This window comes from Micromonospora sp. R311 (assembly GCF_056780015.1).
This window is the reverse complement of sequence record NZ_JBSWCE010000001.1, coordinates 1-15,903: the sequence shown is the minus strand read 5'-3', so window position 1 is coordinate 15,903 and position 15,903 is coordinate 1. Positions and strand designations below refer to the sequence as shown.

Genomic DNA, 15,903 nt, shown 5'->3' with positions numbered 1-15,903 from the left:
CATGTCAACCGAGGTCCGCGCCTTCGTCATCGAGCAGCTCGCCGACATGAACTACGACGTCGAGGGGATCGACGACGACACCACGCTCGGCCCGTCCGGAGTGGACCTGGAGTCGCTGGCCCTCGCCGACCTGGCCGTCCGGGTGGAGGACCGCTACGGGCTGAAGTTCGCCGACGACGAGTCGGAGCGGCTCGCGCTGATGACGGTCGGCGAGTTCACCGCGATGGTCGCCGACCGGGTCGCCACGGCGACGAGCGACAGGTCCTGATGACCGGGCGGCCCGAGCTGGGGCGAGCCGACCTGGTGGCGATGCTCGCCGAACTCACCGGGAAACCGGCCGCCGAGGTGCCCGGGCGGATCGGCTCGATGGAGCTGGCCTGGCTGGTGCACCTGATCGAACAGCGCTACGAGCGGCCGCTCGACCTCACTGACGACCAGCTCGCCGGGATCCGTACCGTCGACGACGCCCTGGCGGTCTTCCGGACCTCCCTGACCGCCGCCGCAGATGGCTGAGCCGACGCCGGTCCAGCTCACCGGCGTCCACGCGACCAGCGCCCTCGGCCGGGGCGCGGCGGCGCAACTGACCGGCGTGCTCGCCGGGGCGCCGGCGTTCCGGCCGGTCCGCCGGTTCGACACCGGCGCCCGCCGGGTGGACGCGGCGGCCACCCTGCCCGAGGTGGGGGATCTCGCCGACGAGCTGGCCGAGGCGGTGACCGGGGCGTGCCGGGCGGCCGGGCTCGACGCCGGGCGGCGGGCGGGCTGCGCGCTGCTGCTGGCCGTGCACGGCGGCCCGGGCGTCCCGGCGCTCGCCGGCACCCTGGCGGGCCGGACCGGACTCGGCGGCCCGACCCGGGTCTACACCACCGCCTGCGTCTCGGCGACCAGCGCGGTGGCCGACGCGGCGGCGCTGATCCGCCGCGGTGACGTCGACCGGGTGGTGGTCGCCGCCGGCTACCTGGTCGAGCCCGACCAGTACGCCCTCTTCGACGCCGGCCGCGCGCTCGCCACCGACGGGGCGGTGCGCCCGTTCAGCGCCGGCCGCACCGGGCTGCTGCTCGGCGACGGCGTCGCCGCGGTGGTGCTGGAATCCGCCCGGCTCGCCCGGCGGCCGCTGGCCGACCTGCTCGGCTGGGGACGCGCCGGCGACGCGTACCACCCGTGCCAGCCGCATCCGGCCGGCCGCGGCCTGGCCCGCGCGATCGGCGTGGCGCTGGCCCGGGCCGGACTGCCGGCCGGGGCGGTGGGCTACGTCAACGCCAACGCCACCGGCGGGCACAGCGACGCCGCCGAGGCGGCGGCCCTGCGGTCGGCTCTCGGCCCGGCCGGCGCGGGCGTCCCGGTCAGCTCCACCAAGGCGCTGCACGGGCACGCCCTGGAGGCGTCCGGCCTGCTCGAACTGGTGGTCACCGTGCTGGCGCTGCGGCACGGGAAGCTGCCGGTCAACGCCGGCTGGCGCGGGCCCGACCCGGACTGCCCGCTGGACGTCATCCGCGACGCGCCCCGGCCCGCGGCGACCCGGTACGCGCTGACCGTCAACGCCGCCTTCGGCGGCGCCAACACCGCCCTGCTGGTCGGTGCGGCGTGACCGGGCCGGACCGGGCGGCCGGGCTCGCCGTGCTGGCCGAGGCGGCCTGGCCGGAACCCGGCGACGGCCGACCACCGCCGCTGCCCGGGTACCTGCACTCCGAGTTCAACCCGCTGGTCGCGGCGGTGGCCGAGCGCTGCCTGACCCGCGCGTACCGCGCGGCGCCCGCGCCGGACGGCGGGCGTACCGCGATCGTGCTGGTCAGCGCGGCGGGCGACCGGGCCAGCGCGGCGCACGTGCGGGCCACCGTCGCCGCCGGCCGACGGCCCGGGCCGCTGTTCTTCTTCCAGTCGGTGCCCAACAGCGTGGCCGGGCACGTGGCCGCCCGCTGGCAGCTGGCCGGGCCGGTGCTCTGCCTCGCGCCCACCGGTGACCCGCGGGCCGACGGGATCGCCGCGGCCGACCTGCTGCTGCACGACGGCGACGCCGACGCGGCGTTGCTGGTCCTGATCGACGACGCACCCGACGACGGGGCTGCGGCATCGGCCGTCGCGGTGCTGCTGGGGGGAGGAGCCGCCCGATGAGGAGCAGGGGACTGCGCGCCGTGCTGGCCGCCGACGAGCGGATCGGCGCCGGCAACGTGCTGGCCCGGGTGCTGGCGCACGGCGCCGACCCGGACGGGCCGGGGCTCACCTTCGACACCGCGGTCGACGGCCACCCGGCCGAGCGCCCGCTCACTCTCGGCCGGCTCGACGACCGGGTCGCGGCCCGGGCCGCCTGGCTGCACGCGCGGGGGATCGGGCCGCGGGACCCGGTCGCCGTCTGGGCCACCGCCGCCGCCGACATGGTGCTCAGCTACCTCGCGCTGACCCGGCTCGGCGCGATCCCGGCGCTGATGAACGGCAAGCTCCGCCCGGAGATCGCGGCCGAGTACATCCGCCGGCTGCGCGGCGTCGGGGTGCTCGCCGACGACGCGCACACCGCGCTGCTGGCCGGGCACGACCCGGGCGTGCCGGTGCTCGGCAGCCCCGCCGAGGCGGGCACCGGCGACCCGGCCGCCGCCCCGGCGCACTACCCGCACCACGCCGACGATCCGGTCGTCATCACCCACACCTCGGGCACCACCGGGGTGCCGAAGGCGGTGCTGCACTCGCACGCCAGCCTCTTCGCCGCCACCCGGCACCTGCTCGCCATGCCCCAGGCGCAGGGCACCAGCCGGATCCTCAACGCGCTGCCCGCGCCGCACACCGCCACCGTGCTCATGGTCAACCAGGCGCTCGGCAACCGGGCGGAGATGTTCCTCCTCTCCGAGCAGGGCGGCGAGCGGGTGCTCGACGCGATCCAGCGGTGGCGGCCCGACGGGGTGTTCGGCTTCTCGGTGACCTGGGCGGAGCTGGCCCGCTTCGACCTGTCCGGGTACGACCTGGACTCGGTGCGGCTGTGGTTCAACACCGGGGACTGCTCGCACGAGCCGCACATCCGCCGGCTGGTGGCGGTCGGTTCCCGGGACACCGTCACCCGCGACGGGGTGGTCCGGGTGCCCGGCTCGGTCTTCATCGACGGCCTCGGCTCCAGCGAGATGGGGCACTCCATGTTCCACATCACCCACCGCGCCGACACCGACCGGTACGGCCGCTGCATCGGCCGGCCGTACCGCTTCGCCAGGGTGGCCGTCCTCGACGAGCACGGCGACCCGGTGCCGCCCGGCCGGGTGGGCTGGCTCGGCATCGACTCGCCGTCGCTGTTCCGCGGCTACTGGAACGACTCGGTCACCACTCACCGGTTCCGCCGGCGCGGCTGGTACCTCACCGGCGACCTGGTCCGCGCGGACGCCGACGGCCGGTACTACCACCTGGACCGGGCCGTCGACTCGGTCGACGCCGGCGACGGCCGGCGCTTCTACACGGCGATGTCGGAGGAGCGGATCCTCGCCGCCTGCCCCGACGTCACCGACTGCACCGTGGTGATCGTCGCCGACGGCGGCACTGTGGTCACCGACGTGCTGCTGGAACTCGCCGCCGGCGCCGACCCGGCGCCTGAGCGCACCGAGCGGGTCCGCGCCGCGCTCGGCCCGGAGGTCGGCGCCACCCTGCGCCGGGTGGTGCCGGTCCGCGCCGCCGACCTCCCGGTCACCGTCACCGGCAAGGTGCGCAAGATCGCCCTGCGCGAGCGCTACCTCACCGGGTCGGCGTCGTGACCGCCGTCATCACCGGGATGGGCCTGTTCACTCCCGTCGGGCGGGGCGTCGGGGCCACCTTCGACGCGCTCTGCGCCGGCCGGTCCGGGCTGGCCCGCCCGCCGGCCGGGCACCCGGTCGCCGACTGCCTGGAGGTGGCCGGGCTGCTGCCGGAGGTCGACCCGCGCGGCGTCGCGTCCGGCCCGGAGACCCGGGTGCTGGACCGGATCGTGGTGCTGGCCCTGCACGCCGCGGCCGACGCGCTCGCCGACGCCGGCCTGGAGGTGGGCCGGGACGTCGACCCCGGCCGGATCGCGGTGATCGTCGGCGGGGTGGGCGGCATGGCCACGCTGGAGGCGCAGGTGCTGGCCCGCGCCGCGCGGGGGCGCGCGGCGGTCAGCCCGTACCTGCTCACCGGGATCCTGCCGAACATGCCGTCGGCGCGGATCGCGATCCGGTACGGCGTCCGCGGCTACACCTCCTCGGTCGGCACCGCCTGCGCCTCCGGCGCCCAGTCGGTCGCCGACGCGGTCCGGCTGATCCGGGCCGGTGAGGCGGACGTGGTGCTCTGCGGGGCCAGCGAGGCGCCGCTCTTCCCCACCTTCGCGGACACCTTCGGCAACGCCCGGGCGCTCGCCCGCGGCTGGGACGACCCGGCCGCGGCGAGCCGGCCGTTCGACGCCCGCCGCAACGGCTTCGTGCTGGCCGAGGGGGCGGCGCTGCTGGTGCTGGAGCGCGCCGAGCACGCCGCCGCCCGGGGCGCCACCGGCTACGCCGAGGTGGCCGGCTACGGGGCCACCACCGACGCGTACCACCCGACCGCCCCGCGGCCGGACGGCGCGGGCGCGGCGGAGTGCATGCGCCGGGCGCTGGCCAGCGGCGGCGTGCCGGCCGCCCGGGTCGGCTACGTCAACGCGCACGGCACCGGCACGAAGCTCGGCGACATCGCCGAGACCACCGCGCTGGCGGAGGTCTTCGGGGAGCACGGGGTGCCGGTCAGCTCCACCAAGGCGCTCACCGGGCACCTGCTCGGCGCGTCCGGCGTGCTGGAGACGGCGGCCACCGCGCTGGCGCTCGGCCGTGGGCTGCTCCCGCCGACGCACAACCTGGACGATCCGGATCCGGCCTGCCCGGCCGACCACATCCGCAAGGAGCCCCGGGCGACGGAGACGGAGTACGCGCTGACCAACTCCTTCGGGTTCGGCGGCCAGAACGTGAGCCTGCTGCTCGCGCGGGCCGCCCGGCCGGGGAGGTGACCGGCGCCGCACCTACCCGCGGGCGGGGCGCGCCCGACGGCAGAGCACGGGGGGAAGGGCTGGGGACATGGACATCCGTGGTATCGACCACATCGAACTCTACGTGGGGGACGCCCGACAGGCCGCCTTCTACTTCGGCCGGGCGGTGGGCTTCCACCTCTGCGGCCAGGGCGGCCCGGAGACCGGGCTGGCCGGTCGCCGCTCGCTGCTGCTGAGCCAGGCCGACATCCGGATGGTGCTCACCTCCGGGCTGACCGCCGAGCACCCGGCGGCCCGGTACGTGCAGCGGCACGGCGACGGCGTCGCGGTGGTCGCCGTCGAGGTGGACGACGCCGCCCGGGCGTACGCCGAGCTGCTGGCCCGGGGCGCGACCGGGGTGACCCCGCCGGTCACCCGCACCGGCGCGGACGCCGAGGTGGTCACCGCCGAGGTGGGCGGCTTCGGCGACGTGCTGCACCGGCTGGTCGAGCGGCGCGGCGACCGGCGGGAGTTCCTGCCGGGCGCGATGCCGATGACGCCGCCGGCCGGGGGCGCGGACGACAAGCTGCTCACCGAGATCGACCACCTGGCGGTCTGCGTGCCGCCGGGGCAGCTCGACGAGACCGTCCGCCACTACCGGGAGGTCTTCGGCTTCGCGGAGGTCTTCGCCGAGCACATCGAGGTGGCCGGGCAGGCGATGAACTCGACGGTGGTGCAGAGCCCGTCCGGCCGGGTCACGTTGGTGCTGCTGGAGCCCGACCGGAGCCGCCGGCCGGGGCAGATCGACGCCTTCCTCGACCAGCACGCCGGCGCCGGGGTGCAGCACCTGGGGCTGCGCACCGACGACATCGTCACCGCGGTCGGTGCGCTCGCCGCGCGCGGGGTGCGCTTCGCCGCCACCCCCGGCAGCTACTACGACGCGCTGGAGGCCCGGGTCGGCCGGGTCGACGCGCCGCTGGACCGGCTGCGCGAGCTGGGCGTGCTGGTCGACCGGGACCACGCCGGGCAGCTGTTGCAGATCTTCACCGAGTCGATGCACGTGCGCCGCACGCTCTTCCTCGAACTGATCGAGCGGCGCGGGGCGCTGACCTTCGGCAGCGGCAACATCAAGGCGCTCTACGAGGCCAAGGAACGGGAGCTGGCCGCGACCGCGGCCGTACCGCAGGGGGTGGGTGCGTGACCACGACGGAGTTCGACCCGACGCTGACCGCCGAGGAGGAGGCGCTGCTGCCCTCCGACGACGACGTGCGGTTCTACGCCGAGCACGGCTGGTACCTGTCCAGGAAGCTGCTCACCGACGACGAGGTGGACGCCCTCGCGGCCGCCGCGGAGCGCTACTACGCCGGCGAGCGGGACCGCCGGCTGCCGGTACGCCCGCCGAAGCTGGCCTACTGGGAGCCGGCGCACGGGCCGGTGCAGCGGCACAACGACTACGTCCACCACGAGCACGACGGCCTCGCGGCGATCCTGCGCAAGCCGCTGATCGGGGCGGTCGCCGCCCGGCTCGCCCGGGCCGACGAGATCCGCGTCTTCCAGTCCACGCTGATACACAAGCCGCCGATCTCCGGCGAGCCGAGCAACATCGTGCCCTGGCACTTCGACAAGCACTACTGGGCGTCCTCGTCGTCCGAGCGGATGCTGACCGCGTTCATCCCCTTCCACGACTGCGGCGAGGAGATGGGCACCATCACCATGGTCGACGGCTCGCACCGCTGGCGGGAGATCGGCGCCGACGACACGGTGGTGCGGCACTTCGCCGAACGCGACCGCGACCAGCTGGAGGAGATGCTCGCCCGGAACGCGGCGTACAACGGCGCCGAGATCCGCAAGGTCCCGATGGTGATCCCCAAGGGACACGTGAGCTTCCACCACTGCCGCACCTACCACGGCAGCGGCCCGAACGTCAGCGGCCGCCCCCGCCAGGCCGTCTCGCTGCACCTGCAGGACGGCGAGAACGCCTGGCGGGAGTATCCGCTCTCCGACGGCACGCTCGCCGCGTACAACCACGACGTGCTGGTCCGCCGCACCCACGACGGCCGGCCGGACTACGCCGACCCCGAGTACTGCCCGGTCATCTGGCGCCACCGCGCCCCGCAGGGAGGCTGACATGGCCGCGATCAAGGAGGGCCGCGGGCGGTGAGCGACGCCGAACCGGTCCGGCTCTACCGGACGGTCCGGCTGATCCGCCGGTTCGAGGAGCGGGCGATCGAGCTGGTCCGGGCCGGGCACATCGTCGGCGGCATCCACCCGTACCTCGGCCAGGAGGGGATCGCCGCCGGCGTGTGCGCCGCGCTGGGTGTCGACGACGTGGTCGCCGGCACCCACCGCGGGCACGGGCACGTGCTCGCCAAGGGCGCCGACCCGGCCCGGATGCTCGCCGAGCTCTGCGGCCGGGCCACCGGCCTCAACGCCGGCCGCGGCGGCTCGATGCACGCCGCCGACTTCGGCGTCGGCGTGCTCGGCGCCAACGCCATCGTCGGCGCGTCCGGGGCGATCATCACCGGGGCGGTCTGGGCCCGCCGGCGCCGCGGCGGCGACACCGTCGGGGTGAGCTTCTTCGGCGACGGCGCCGTCAACGAGGGGATGCTGCTGGAGGCGTTCAACCTGGCCGCGCTCTGGCGGGTGCCGGTGCTGTTCGTCTGCGAGAACAACGGCTACGCCACCACCATGCCGGTCGCGGGCGCGGTGGCCGGCAGCATCACCGGCCGGGCCGCGGCCTTCGGCATGCCGGCCACCGTGGTGGACGGCCAGGACCCCGAGGCGGTACGCGACGCCGCCGCGGCCGCCGTCGCCCGGCTGCGCGCCGGCGGCGGCCCCGAGCTGATCGAGGCCCGCACCTACCGGTTCGACGCCCACCACACCTTCGAGCACGTGGTACGCCTCGACTACCGCCCGCCCGACGAGGTGGCCCGGGGCCGGTCCCGGGATCCGGTGGCGATCCAGGGCGCCCGGCTCTGCGCCGCCGACCGGGCGGCGGTGGACGCGGAGGTCGAGCGACGGCTGGCCGCGGCGGTCGAGTTCGCCCTGGCCAGCCCCGAGCCGGACCCGGCCGGCGCGCTGGCGCACCTGTACGCCAGCGGGCTGACCGCCCGCACCGGAGGTGGCTGACATGCCCAGGCTCTCCTACCGGCGGGCGCTCACCCGGGCGCTCGCCGACGAACTGGCCCGCGACGAGGCGGTGTTCCTGCTCGGCGAGGACATCCGGGTCGGCGCCGCGAACGTCACCGCCGGGCTGCTCAACCGGTTCGGCTCGGACCGGGTGCTCGACACCCCGCTGTCGGAACAGGCGTTCACCAGCTTCGCCACCGGGGCCGCCCTGGCCGGGCTGCGGCCGGTCGTCGAGTTCCAGATCCCCTCGCTGCTCTTCCTGGTCTTCGAGCAGATCGTCAACCACGCGCACAAGTTCCCGCTGATGACCGGTGGGCAGTGCGCGGTGCCGGTGACCTACCTGGTGCCCGGGTCGGGCTCGCGGACCGGCTGGGCGGGGCAGCACTCCGACCACCCGTACAGCCTCTTCGCCCACGTCGGGGTGACCACGGTGGTGCCGGCCACCCCGGCCGACGCGTACGGGCTGCTGGTCTCGGCGGTGCGCTGCGACGACCCGGTGGTGGTCTTCGCCCCGGCCGGCGCGCTGGACGTCCGCGACGACGTGGACGTCGCCGCGCTCGCCCCGGTGCCGCTGGGCCGGGGCCGGGTGCACCGCTTCGGCGACGACGTCACCGTGGTCGCGGTCGGGCACCTGGTGCACGACGCGCTGGCTGTCGCCGAGGAACTGGCCGACCAGGTGTCGGTGGAGGTCTACGACCCGCGCACGCTCCACCCGTTCGACTGGGACTCGCTCGTCGAGTCGGTGGCCCGGACCCGGCGGCTGGTGGTGGTCGACGACTCGAACCGCTCCTGCGGCATCGCCGCCGAGGTGATCGCCACGATGGTCGAGCGGGTGCCGCTGCTCGCGCCGCCGCGCCGGGTCACCCGCCCCGACGGCGCGGTGCTGCCGTTCGCCCCCGCGCTGGACCGGGCCGTGCAACCCGGCCGGGACCAGCTGCGCACCGCCATCCAACACGTGCTGAAGGACGGGTAGACATGATCGACGTTGACCACCGCTGGCCGTCCGCCGCGCAGGCGTGGCTGGACCTGCCCGCCGACGTCCGGGCCGAGATGGTGGCCGCCGGCGCGAAGTCCTGGCGGGAGATCTTCGACGGCCGGGCCACGTACAACAAGCAGTGGCGGCTGGCCCGCCCGCCGGTGATGGACCGGACCTCGCTGGACCTGCTCAACGCCGTCTGCAACCGGCTCGCCCAGCTGATCTTCGAGGCGTGCCGGCGGCGCGCCGCCACGGCGGGGGAGTTGCGCCGGCTGCTCGGCGTCCCGGCCGGGGCGACCCGGCTGCTGGACGACGCCGAGCCGCTGACCGAGGCGCTGCTGGCCGCGTTCCGGCCGGACGTGCTGCTCTCCGGCGGGGTGCCGCGGGTGGTGGAGTACAACATCGACAGCAGCCTCGGCGGGGCGTTCGACGCCGACACCACCGTGCGCCGCTTCGTCGAGGTCTACCGGCGGTGCGGCCTCACCGACCGGGTCCGCCTGGCGGCGGCCCCCTCGGCGGTGGACCAGCGGTTCGCGGCGATCCGCGCCGGGCTCGGCCTGCCCGACGGCGCCCGGATCGCCATGCTGATCGACTTCGACGCCGAGTACCCGGGGCTGGACGACCGGCAGCGCTTCTTCCGGTTGCTGTCGCCGGTGGTCGAGCGGGCCGCCGCGTACGGCATGGACCTGGTCATCGCGCCGGTCTCCGAGGTGAGCCTCGACGAGCGGCAGCGGCTGGTGGCCGGCGGCGCCCCGGTGGACGCCGTGTTCCGGCTCTTCGTGCCCAACCGGGTCACCCCGGGCCCCGGGGTGGACGCGCTGGAGGCGGCGCTGGCGGCCGGGACGGTGCCGGTGTGGGCGTCCGCGGCGGCCTGGCTGATCGCGAACAAGCGCGCCCTCGCCTGGCTGTGGGAGGACGTCGACGCGCTGCCGCCGGCGGACCGGGACCTGGTCCAGCGGTACCTGCCGCGCACCTGGTCGCTGACGGCGGAGCTGCTCGACCGGGCGGTGGCCGACCGGCTGGACCTGGTGGCGAAGCCGGCCGACGGCTCGGCGGGGGTGGACGTGCTGATCGGCCGGGAGACCGACGCCGACGCGTGGCGGGACGGGCTGGCCCGGGCCGTCGAGCGGGGCGGCTTCATCCTCCAGGAGTACGTGCGCGCCGACGACGTGCCGCTGGACTTCGTGCACGTCGAGACCGGCGAGACGGTCAGCGCCGAGGTGCCCTACAGCATCGCGCCGTACCTGTTCGGCCGGCGGCCGGCCGGCGCCTGCATCCGCACCGGCTTCCCGGGCTGCGACGGGGTGCTCAACCTGGCCCGCGGCGTGCTGCTCTCCGGCCTGCTCGTGGTCGGCTGAGCGGTGGGGCGGCCGGGCTCGGGCCGGCCGCCCGCCGACCGCTCAAGGAGGCCACTGCCCCGCGTGTCGGGTGGCCGATCGGGACGCCGTCCGGCACGCCTCAGCCGACCGCGTGGCCGCGGGTGCCGGCGAGCTCACGGACGGCCTCGGCGACGGCGGGGGAGTCGTTGCGCAGGATCTTGCTGTGGTTGCTCGCGACCTTCGCGCTCACCTTACGTTCGGGTTGCGGGCGAGCACCGGATCGAGCGTGCTCCGCCCCTGTTCCATCTCCCCGTCCTGGCTCCCGAGGCTGTCACCCGTGGCCAGGACGAACCGCACCGGGCAGGTCAGGCGGTCGAGGACCGGCACGCTGGCGGCGGCGATCTCGTTGAGCTCGATGTTGACATCGGCATGCTGGTCGGCGGTCATCCGCGCCGCCAGGCCCAGCCGGGCAGCGATCGGAAACAACAACCGCATCCGGCGGAACAGCTTCCGACCTTCCGCGCCGGTCAACCCGACCGGAAAGGCGTCCACGCACACCACGCCCTGGACGCGGTCCGGATTCCGGGCGGCCCAGTGCCATGCCAGGACGCCTCCGTAGGACCAGCCCACCAGCAGCGGCCGGTCCACACCCCTGGCCGTCAGGACGGCGTCCACATCTCGGAGGCACGCCTCGAACGAATAGTCCGCCGAGCGCTTCGACCTGCCGCGGGCGCGCTCGTCGTAGGTGATGTGCCGGTAGTCGCTGCCGAGGTCGGCGATGACGCGCCGCCAGTGCGACTGGTCGGCATAGGCGCCGTTGAGGTAGACCACGGGACGACCGGGCCCGCCGGTGTCGGTCACGTACAGCGCGGTGTCGTCGACCGGCACCATGCCGGTCCAGGCGGATCGCTTGCCGCTCATGGTCGGCCTTTCTCCAGGGCCAGCAGGCCGGCTGGCCGGACGGTCGCCCGACCCGGTCGTCCGGCGGGTGGCGGTGCTACTCGCAGAAGACCTGCACCTTGGTGTCGGGCTGGTCGACGTCGACGGTGAGGTCGTCGAGCTGCTCGATGAGGTCCTCGATGTGCTGCGGTTTGAGCTGGGTGAGGTCGATGGGTACGCCGGACTTGTGCAGCGCGTCGTTGACCCTGGTGAGCGCCGGCGGGGGGATGAGGCTGGCGAGCCGGACCCCGGCGCGCAGCAGTTGCAGCGGGACCCGGACGTTGACCCGGGCCGGCCCGTCGCCGCCGACGTCGTCCTCCGAGACCACCACCACGCGCAGGTACTTCCTTCGGGGCTTCGGGCGGAGCGTGGCGTCGGGCGGCTCGGGTAGTTCTCGTTCGAGGGCGTGGATCAGCCGCTCGGCTTCGTCCGCGGTGATCCTGCCCTCAGCCAGCATCTCCAAGACCTGGCGGCGCTGCTCGTTCATGTCGTCCCTCCCCCTTCTGACCTATCTGACGCTGACCAGCACGGCCGTTCGGCCCTGCTCGATCTCGAACCGAGTGCCGGGCAGCGCCCACAGCAGCTGCCCGGCGCCGCGCAGCGCGCCCACCGGGCTGACCCGGAAGACGAGGCAGGCGACCAGCCCGGCCACCAGCAGCAGCGGGGACAGGAGCAGCACGACCGGCACGACCGGGACGTACAGCCGCAGCCAGCGGCCGTCGCGACGGCGTTGGCGGTACGTCACCAGCTGCGGGATCATCGGGACCGCTCCAACTCGGCCAGCGCCTCCTGGACGCTGATCTCCCCCCGCCGCAGCCGGTCGACGACATCGGCGCTGGTGGGCGCCGGATCGGTGTCGACGAAGTCGAGCTGCTCGGCGATCCGGTTGAGCCGGGACTTGATCGTCGGGTAGCTCACCCCGAAGATCCGCTCCATCTCCTTGATCGAACCGTGCGACCGGACGAACGCGGCCACGAACACCTGGTCGTCGATGCTCAGCTGAGCCAGCTGCGGCGGCTCGAACCGACCCTCGACCGCGACGCCGTTGCCGGTGAGGCGGACCCGCTCGACCACGAACGGCTGCCCGCGGGTCAGGTCGGTCAGTTCCTGCCAGTCCACCCTCGGCTCCCTCTGTCGGCGAACGCGCTGCTGTTAATTTGTACCTTGATTTTTCTAAGGTCTCAACATGAAGAGCTTAATTTTCCCAACCTGGAAGGCTGTGTCGGAGGCCGGCTCGCCATCGCGTCAGCAGGCTGTGGCAACCGGAGCCGAGCTCGTTGACGGCGATCCGGGTCCACTCGCGGCAGCGGTTTCCTCCGACCATGGACCGCACTGGTAGCGGCGCCGGGCCCCTCAGGCGGTCGTCAGGTGGGCGCCGAGGCGGCGGACGGTCTCCGCGGCGGCGATCGCGTCGCTGCGGGCGCTGCCGTGCCGTCCGTCGCTGCTGTAGATCGACGGGTCGGCGCCCAGCGGGTGGTCGGTGAGCCGGACGTGCAGCGTGCCGAGCCGCTCGGCGAGCGCGCCGGTGTGCGCCGAGAGCCGGCGCATCCGCCCGGCCAGGCCGGCCCGGTGCCGCTGCGGCACCGCCGGGCTGTGCGAGACGTCGAACATGCCGACGGTGATCACGTCCGCGCCGGCGGCCCGGAGCGCCTCGACCATCGCGGTCAGCTCCGCGTCGACCGCGTCGGCGTCGTAGGCCGGCGAGAAGGCGTCGTTGCCGCCGCAGACCACCAGCGCCAGGTCGGGGCCGAACGCCAGCGCCGGGGCGAGCTGGGTGGCCCGTACCTCGTGCGCCCGCAGCCCCCGTAGGCCCAGGTTGAGGTACGCCAGCTCCGGCGTGACGGCGCGCAGCTCGGCGGCGATCCGGTCGGCCCACTGCACGTCGGGATAGCCCTCGACCGGTTCGCACAGCCCCTCGGCCACGCTGTCGCCCAGCACCACGAACCGCCGCCACGGGTGGCCGCGCAGCAGCGCCGCGCTCTCCCCGTCCCGGAGACAGTACGGATCCGTCGATTCGGTGAGCGTCGATGCCATGCCGGCACGCTAGCCGACCGGGTCACCCGGGACCAGTGCTCCGACGGTGGCCGGTCCACCCACGCCAGCCGCCGCCGGCCGATCCCGCGGGGCACTCCGCCGGCACGTGGCCTTTCCGACCCCGGCCCGCCACGGCTCCCCGCTGGATCCGCCGGGAGGCCACCGGCCGCCAGGGGCATGATGGGCGGCGGAAGGGGGCGCGACGATGGTGCAGGTGGCGGTCTGCGGCCCGGCGTCCGCGTCGGAGACCGAGCTGGCGTACGCGCGCCGGGTGGGTGAGCTGCTCGCCGAGCGCCGCGCGACCGTGCTCTGCGGGGCCGGCGGCGGGGTGATGGCCGCCGTCGCCGCGGGCGCCCGCTCCCGCGACGGCCTGGTGATCGGGGTACGCCCGGACGACGGCACCGACCCCGGCCCGGCCGACTGCTCCGCGGTGCTGGTCACCAACATGGGTCAGGCCCGCAACGCGATCCTGGTCTGGAGCGCCGACGCGGTGATCGCCGTCGGCGGGTCCTGGGGCACCCTCAGCGAGGTGGCGCTCGGCCTGCGCCGCGGCGGCGTCCCCGTGGTGGTGCTGGCCGGGTGGCGGATCCTCGACGCCGACGGCGCCCCGGTCCCCGGCCCGGTGCACGTCGCCACCGCCGAGGAGGCCGTCGCGGCGGCACTGTCGGATTGACGTCGCCGGGCGCGGACCGTGCCGGCTGCCCGCCGGTCCTGACCCGCAGGTGCCGCGCCCGAGGAGGGCGTCGGCCCGGCCGTCCCGCGGATCGCCCGCCGGGGTGCCGGTGCCGGGTGTCCGCCGGTGCGGGGCGCCCGCCGCGCGGCGGCGGGCATGCTGCGCGGCTCGGCGGGTAGCCGCGGCCCGGGAGCGTCGCGACGGAGGGAGCGGGCGGGATGAGCGGTGAGCTGCCGGAGCGGGAGGACGACCGGCTGGTGCCCGCGCACGCCTCGGACCGGATCTGGAACGGCGTGACGACGGCGGCCGGGCGGACGTTCGTCTGCTACCCGAACGCCGACGGGCCGGGGATCAGGGTGGCCGAGCTGCGGGCCGACGGGACGGCCGTGCCCTACCCGGACGCGGCCTGGAACGAGGTTCGCGACGACCACGACCCGGACGGCGCCTTCGTCACCGTGAACAGCCTGCGCACCGGGCCGGACGGGCTGCTCTGGCTCGTCGACAGCGGCACCCCCGGGTTCGGCGCACCGCCCGTACCGGGCGGGCCCCGGCTGCTCGCCGTCGACCTCGCCACCGACCGGATCACCCGCACGTACGACCTGACCGCCGCGACCCGACCGGCCAGTTTCCTCGACGACGTCCGGTTCAACGGCCGGACCGCCTACCTCACCGACGCCGGGGCGCCCGGCCTGGTCGTGCTCGACCTGCCCGGCGGCCGGGCCCGCCGGGTGCTGGACGGGCACTGGAGCACCACCGCCGGCCGACCGCTGAGCGCGGACGGCACCGTGCTGCGGGACCCGGGCGGCGCCGAGGTCCGGCTGCACGCCGACCAGCTGGAGGTCTCGCCGGACGGCGCCCACCTCTACTTCCAGCCGGCCTGCGGCCCGCTCGCCCGGGTCGCCACCCGCTGGCTGGACGACCCCGACGTGCCGGTCGACACCCTCGCCGGCGCCGTCGAGCGCTGGCTCGACACCCCGTCCACCGGCGGGACCGCGATCGACGCCGACGGCGCCGTCTACCTCAGCGACGTGGACCGCCGCCGGATCCTGCGGATCGGCGCCGACCGGGACATCGAGGTGCTGGTCGCCGACCCGCGCCTGGTCTTCGCCGACGCGCTCTGGATCGACGGCGACGGCGCCCTGCTGATCCCGGTGACCCAGCTGCACCGCACCGCCGGGATGGCCGGTGGCCGGGACGGCGTCGAGCGGCCGCTGCGGATCTACCGGCTGCCCGTCGGCGCCCGGCCGGCCCCGAACGACCATCCCTGAGCCGGTCCGGCCGTACCGGCTCAGGACGAGGGGGCCTGCCCGGCCTGGTACGCGGCGGCGAGGCGCTTCGGCGCGCAGGCGTACCACGCCTCGACCACCAGTTCGGTCAGCTCCTCGGCGTCGATCCGGTCGAGCCGCACCAGGATCACCGGGTAGCCGTCGAAGTGCGGCGTGGTGAAGTAGACGGCGGGGTCGTCGGCGAGCAGCGCCTCCTTGGCCCCCAGGTCGGGCACGTACGCCCCGAGCACCGAGCCGCCCGGCGCGGCCGGCCCGAGCGCCTCCCGGTCGGCCTTGCGCAGCGGGCGTTCGAAGACGAAGGACTTCTTCTTCACCCGCCACGCCGGTGCCCCGTTGTAGGACGGATGCTCACTGGTCTCCGGCAGGTCCAGCGCGATGCGGCGGACGTCGTCCCAGGTGGCCACGCCCCGACGATACGCGCCACCCGCCCCCGACGGGTCGCGCGCTGGTCAGCCCCCTCCCGTCTCGGGCCGGTCCACCTCAGACCCCGCCGCCCTCGGTCGACCATGAAGTTCGCGTCAAGCGGGGCCGGAAATCCGACGCCAAATCCATGATCAACCAAGACCGGGCGGGGTGGCGGAGGGGGTGCGGGGGTGGGTCGTCAGGGGGTGGTGGGGGTGGGGGTGGGGTGG

Annotated in this window: 19 protein-coding genes; 13 read left to right on the top strand and 6 right to left on the bottom strand. The window is 75.4% G+C overall.

Features of this window, described 5'->3' with window-relative positions:
* The first annotated feature begins 1 nt into the window (after position 1).
* The 11 genes from AC1WTP_RS00095 (at position 2) to AC1WTP_RS00045 (ending at position 10,378) form a co-directional block, all read left to right on the top strand.
* Positions 2 to 268, top strand: coding sequence for an acyl carrier protein (locus tag AC1WTP_RS00095; protein WP_481647173.1), 267 nt, complete (start codon positions 2 to 4; stop codon positions 266 to 268).
* Positions 268 to 513 carry an acyl carrier protein gene (locus AC1WTP_RS00090; RefSeq protein ID WP_481647172.1) on the top strand — a complete coding sequence of 82 codons (246 nt, stop codon included), beginning with the start codon at positions 268 to 270 and terminating at the stop codon, positions 511 to 513. Before AC1WTP_RS00095 ends, AC1WTP_RS00090 begins: the two co-directional genes overlap by 1 nt.
* A complete protein-coding gene (locus AC1WTP_RS00085; RefSeq protein WP_481647171.1) occupies positions 506 to 1,585 on the top strand; it encodes a beta-ketoacyl-[acyl-carrier-protein] synthase family protein in 1,080 nt (359 codons plus the stop codon). Before AC1WTP_RS00090 ends, AC1WTP_RS00085 begins: the two co-directional genes overlap by 8 nt.
* Complete coding sequence (locus AC1WTP_RS00080; protein ID WP_481647170.1) at positions 1,582 to 2,109, top strand: beta-ketoacyl synthase chain length factor; 528 nt, start codon at positions 1,582 to 1,584, stop codon at positions 2,107 to 2,109. Before AC1WTP_RS00085 ends, AC1WTP_RS00080 begins: the two co-directional genes overlap by 4 nt.
* A complete protein-coding gene (locus AC1WTP_RS00075; protein ID WP_481647169.1) occupies positions 2,106 to 3,722 on the top strand; it encodes a class I adenylate-forming enzyme family protein in 1,617 nt (538 codons plus the stop codon). The genes AC1WTP_RS00080 and AC1WTP_RS00075 overlap by 4 nt, the downstream gene beginning before the upstream one ends.
* Positions 3,719 to 4,957 carry a beta-ketoacyl-[acyl-carrier-protein] synthase family protein gene (locus AC1WTP_RS00070; RefSeq protein ID WP_481647168.1) on the top strand — a complete coding sequence of 413 codons (1,239 nt, stop codon included), beginning with the start codon at positions 3,719 to 3,721 and terminating at the stop codon, positions 4,955 to 4,957. The genes AC1WTP_RS00075 and AC1WTP_RS00070 overlap by 4 nt, the downstream gene beginning before the upstream one ends.
* A gap of 67 nt (positions 4,958 to 5,024) precedes the next feature.
* Positions 5,025 to 6,116: a 4-hydroxyphenylpyruvate dioxygenase gene (hppD, locus tag AC1WTP_RS00065; protein ID WP_481647167.1), complete on the top strand. Its 1,092-nt coding sequence runs from the start codon at positions 5,025 to 5,027 to the stop codon at positions 6,114 to 6,116.
* A complete protein-coding gene (locus AC1WTP_RS00060; protein ID WP_481647166.1) occupies positions 6,113 to 7,042 on the top strand; it encodes a phytanoyl-CoA dioxygenase family protein in 930 nt (309 codons plus the stop codon). The genes hppD and AC1WTP_RS00060 overlap by 4 nt, the downstream gene beginning before the upstream one ends.
* A gap of 30 nt (positions 7,043 to 7,072) precedes the next feature.
* The gene (locus tag AC1WTP_RS00055; protein WP_481647165.1) at positions 7,073 to 8,044 is read left to right on the top strand and encodes a thiamine pyrophosphate-dependent dehydrogenase E1 component subunit alpha; all 972 of its coding nucleotides are present in this window, start codon (positions 7,073 to 7,075) and stop codon (positions 8,042 to 8,044) included.
* A gap of 1 nt (position 8,045) precedes the next feature.
* The gene (locus tag AC1WTP_RS00050) at positions 8,046 to 9,017 is read left to right on the top strand and encodes an alpha-ketoacid dehydrogenase subunit beta (protein WP_481647164.1); all 972 of its coding nucleotides are present in this window, start codon (positions 8,046 to 8,048) and stop codon (positions 9,015 to 9,017) included.
* 2 nt (positions 9,018 to 9,019) lie between these two features.
* Positions 9,020 to 10,378 carry an ATP-grasp domain-containing protein gene (locus AC1WTP_RS00045; RefSeq protein ID WP_481647163.1) on the top strand — a complete coding sequence of 453 codons (1,359 nt, stop codon included), beginning with the start codon at positions 9,020 to 9,022 and terminating at the stop codon, positions 10,376 to 10,378.
* A gap of 207 nt (positions 10,379 to 10,585) precedes the next feature.
* Here AC1WTP_RS00045 and AC1WTP_RS00040 read toward each other — a convergent pair whose 3' ends face one another.
* The 5 genes from AC1WTP_RS00040 to AC1WTP_RS00020 form a co-directional block, all read right to left on the bottom strand.
* Entirely contained in the window at positions 10,586 to 11,230 is a 645-nt protein-coding gene (locus tag AC1WTP_RS00040) for an alpha/beta fold hydrolase (protein ID WP_481647162.1), read from the bottom strand.
* Positions 11,231 to 11,336: 106 nt separating this feature from the next.
* Positions 11,337 to 11,765, bottom strand: a complete 429-nt coding sequence (locus AC1WTP_RS00035) for an SHOCT-like domain-containing protein (protein WP_481647161.1) — start codon at positions 11,763 to 11,765, stop codon at positions 11,337 to 11,339.
* Positions 11,766 to 11,786: 21 nt separating this feature from the next.
* Positions 11,787 to 12,038, bottom strand: a complete 252-nt coding sequence (locus AC1WTP_RS00030) for a hypothetical protein (protein WP_481647160.1) — start codon at positions 12,036 to 12,038, stop codon at positions 11,787 to 11,789.
* Positions 12,035 to 12,397 carry a DUF2089 domain-containing protein gene (locus AC1WTP_RS00025; protein WP_481647159.1) on the bottom strand — a complete coding sequence of 121 codons (363 nt, stop codon included), beginning with the start codon at positions 12,395 to 12,397 and terminating at the stop codon, positions 12,035 to 12,037. The genes AC1WTP_RS00030 and AC1WTP_RS00025 overlap by 4 nt, the downstream gene beginning before the upstream one ends.
* Positions 12,398 to 12,631: 234 nt before the next feature.
* Positions 12,632 to 13,312 carry an SGNH/GDSL hydrolase family protein gene (locus AC1WTP_RS00020; protein ID WP_481647158.1) on the bottom strand — a complete coding sequence of 227 codons (681 nt, stop codon included), beginning with the start codon at positions 13,310 to 13,312 and terminating at the stop codon, positions 12,632 to 12,634.
* A gap of 205 nt (positions 13,313 to 13,517) precedes the next feature.
* Here AC1WTP_RS00020 and AC1WTP_RS00015 point away from each other — a divergent pair, with 205 nt between their 5' ends.
* Together AC1WTP_RS00015 and AC1WTP_RS00010 are read left to right on the top strand one after the other, a co-directional pair.
* On the top strand, positions 13,518 to 13,985 hold the full coding sequence (locus AC1WTP_RS00015; RefSeq protein WP_481647157.1) for an SLOG cluster 4 domain-containing protein: 468 nt from the start codon (positions 13,518 to 13,520) through the stop codon (positions 13,983 to 13,985).
* A gap of 218 nt (positions 13,986 to 14,203) precedes the next feature.
* The gene (locus tag AC1WTP_RS00010; RefSeq protein ID WP_481647156.1) at positions 14,204 to 15,253 is read left to right on the top strand and encodes an L-dopachrome tautomerase-related protein; all 1,050 of its coding nucleotides are present in this window, start codon (positions 14,204 to 14,206) and stop codon (positions 15,251 to 15,253) included.
* Positions 15,254 to 15,273: 20 nt separating this feature from the next.
* On the opposite strand, the gene AC1WTP_RS00005 is transcribed toward AC1WTP_RS00010, so the two are convergent.
* Positions 15,274 to 15,675 (bottom strand): MmcQ/YjbR family DNA-binding protein, encoded by a 402-nt coding sequence (locus AC1WTP_RS00005; protein ID WP_481647155.1) that lies wholly within the window; start codon positions 15,673 to 15,675, stop codon positions 15,274 to 15,276.
* Between the last annotated feature and the right edge of the window lie 228 nt (positions 15,676 to 15,903).

What these genes read in the sequence shown, in the direction of transcription:
- AC1WTP_RS00020 (WP_481647158.1), bottom strand. Translation starts at nt 13,312, where the DNA reads ATGGCATCGACGCTCACCGAATCGACGGATCCGTACTGTCTCCGGGAC.
- AC1WTP_RS00030 (WP_481647160.1), bottom strand. Translation starts at nt 12,038, where the DNA reads ATGATCCCGCAGCTGGTGACGTACCGCCAACGCCGTCGCGACGGCCGC.
- AC1WTP_RS00050 (WP_481647164.1), top strand. Translation starts at nt 8,046, where the DNA reads ATGCCCAGGCTCTCCTACCGGCGGGCGCTCACCCGGGCGCTCGCCGAC.
- AC1WTP_RS00095 (WP_481647173.1), top strand. Translation starts at nt 2, where the DNA reads ATGTCAACCGAGGTCCGCGCCTTCGTCATCGAGCAGCTCGCCGACATG.
- AC1WTP_RS00075 (WP_481647169.1), top strand. Translation starts at nt 2,106, where the DNA reads ATGAGGAGCAGGGGACTGCGCGCCGTGCTGGCCGCCGACGAGCGGATC.
- AC1WTP_RS00040 (WP_481647162.1), bottom strand. Translation starts at nt 11,230, where the DNA reads ATGGTGCCGGTCGACGACACCGCGCTGTACGTGACCGACACCGGCGGG.
- AC1WTP_RS00035 (WP_481647161.1), bottom strand. Translation starts at nt 11,765, where the DNA reads ATGAACGAGCAGCGCCGCCAGGTCTTGGAGATGCTGGCTGAGGGCAGG.
- AC1WTP_RS00010 (WP_481647156.1), top strand. Translation starts at nt 14,204, where the DNA reads ATGAGCGGTGAGCTGCCGGAGCGGGAGGACGACCGGCTGGTGCCCGCG.
- hppD (WP_481647167.1), top strand. Translation starts at nt 5,025, where the DNA reads ATGGACATCCGTGGTATCGACCACATCGAACTCTACGTGGGGGACGCC.
- AC1WTP_RS00085 (WP_481647171.1), top strand. Translation starts at nt 506, where the DNA reads ATGGCTGAGCCGACGCCGGTCCAGCTCACCGGCGTCCACGCGACCAGC.
- AC1WTP_RS00090 (WP_481647172.1), top strand. Translation starts at nt 268, where the DNA reads ATGACCGGGCGGCCCGAGCTGGGGCGAGCCGACCTGGTGGCGATGCTC.
- AC1WTP_RS00045 (WP_481647163.1), top strand. Translation starts at nt 9,020, where the DNA reads ATGATCGACGTTGACCACCGCTGGCCGTCCGCCGCGCAGGCGTGGCTG.
- AC1WTP_RS00015 (WP_481647157.1), top strand. Translation starts at nt 13,518, where the DNA reads ATGGTGCAGGTGGCGGTCTGCGGCCCGGCGTCCGCGTCGGAGACCGAG.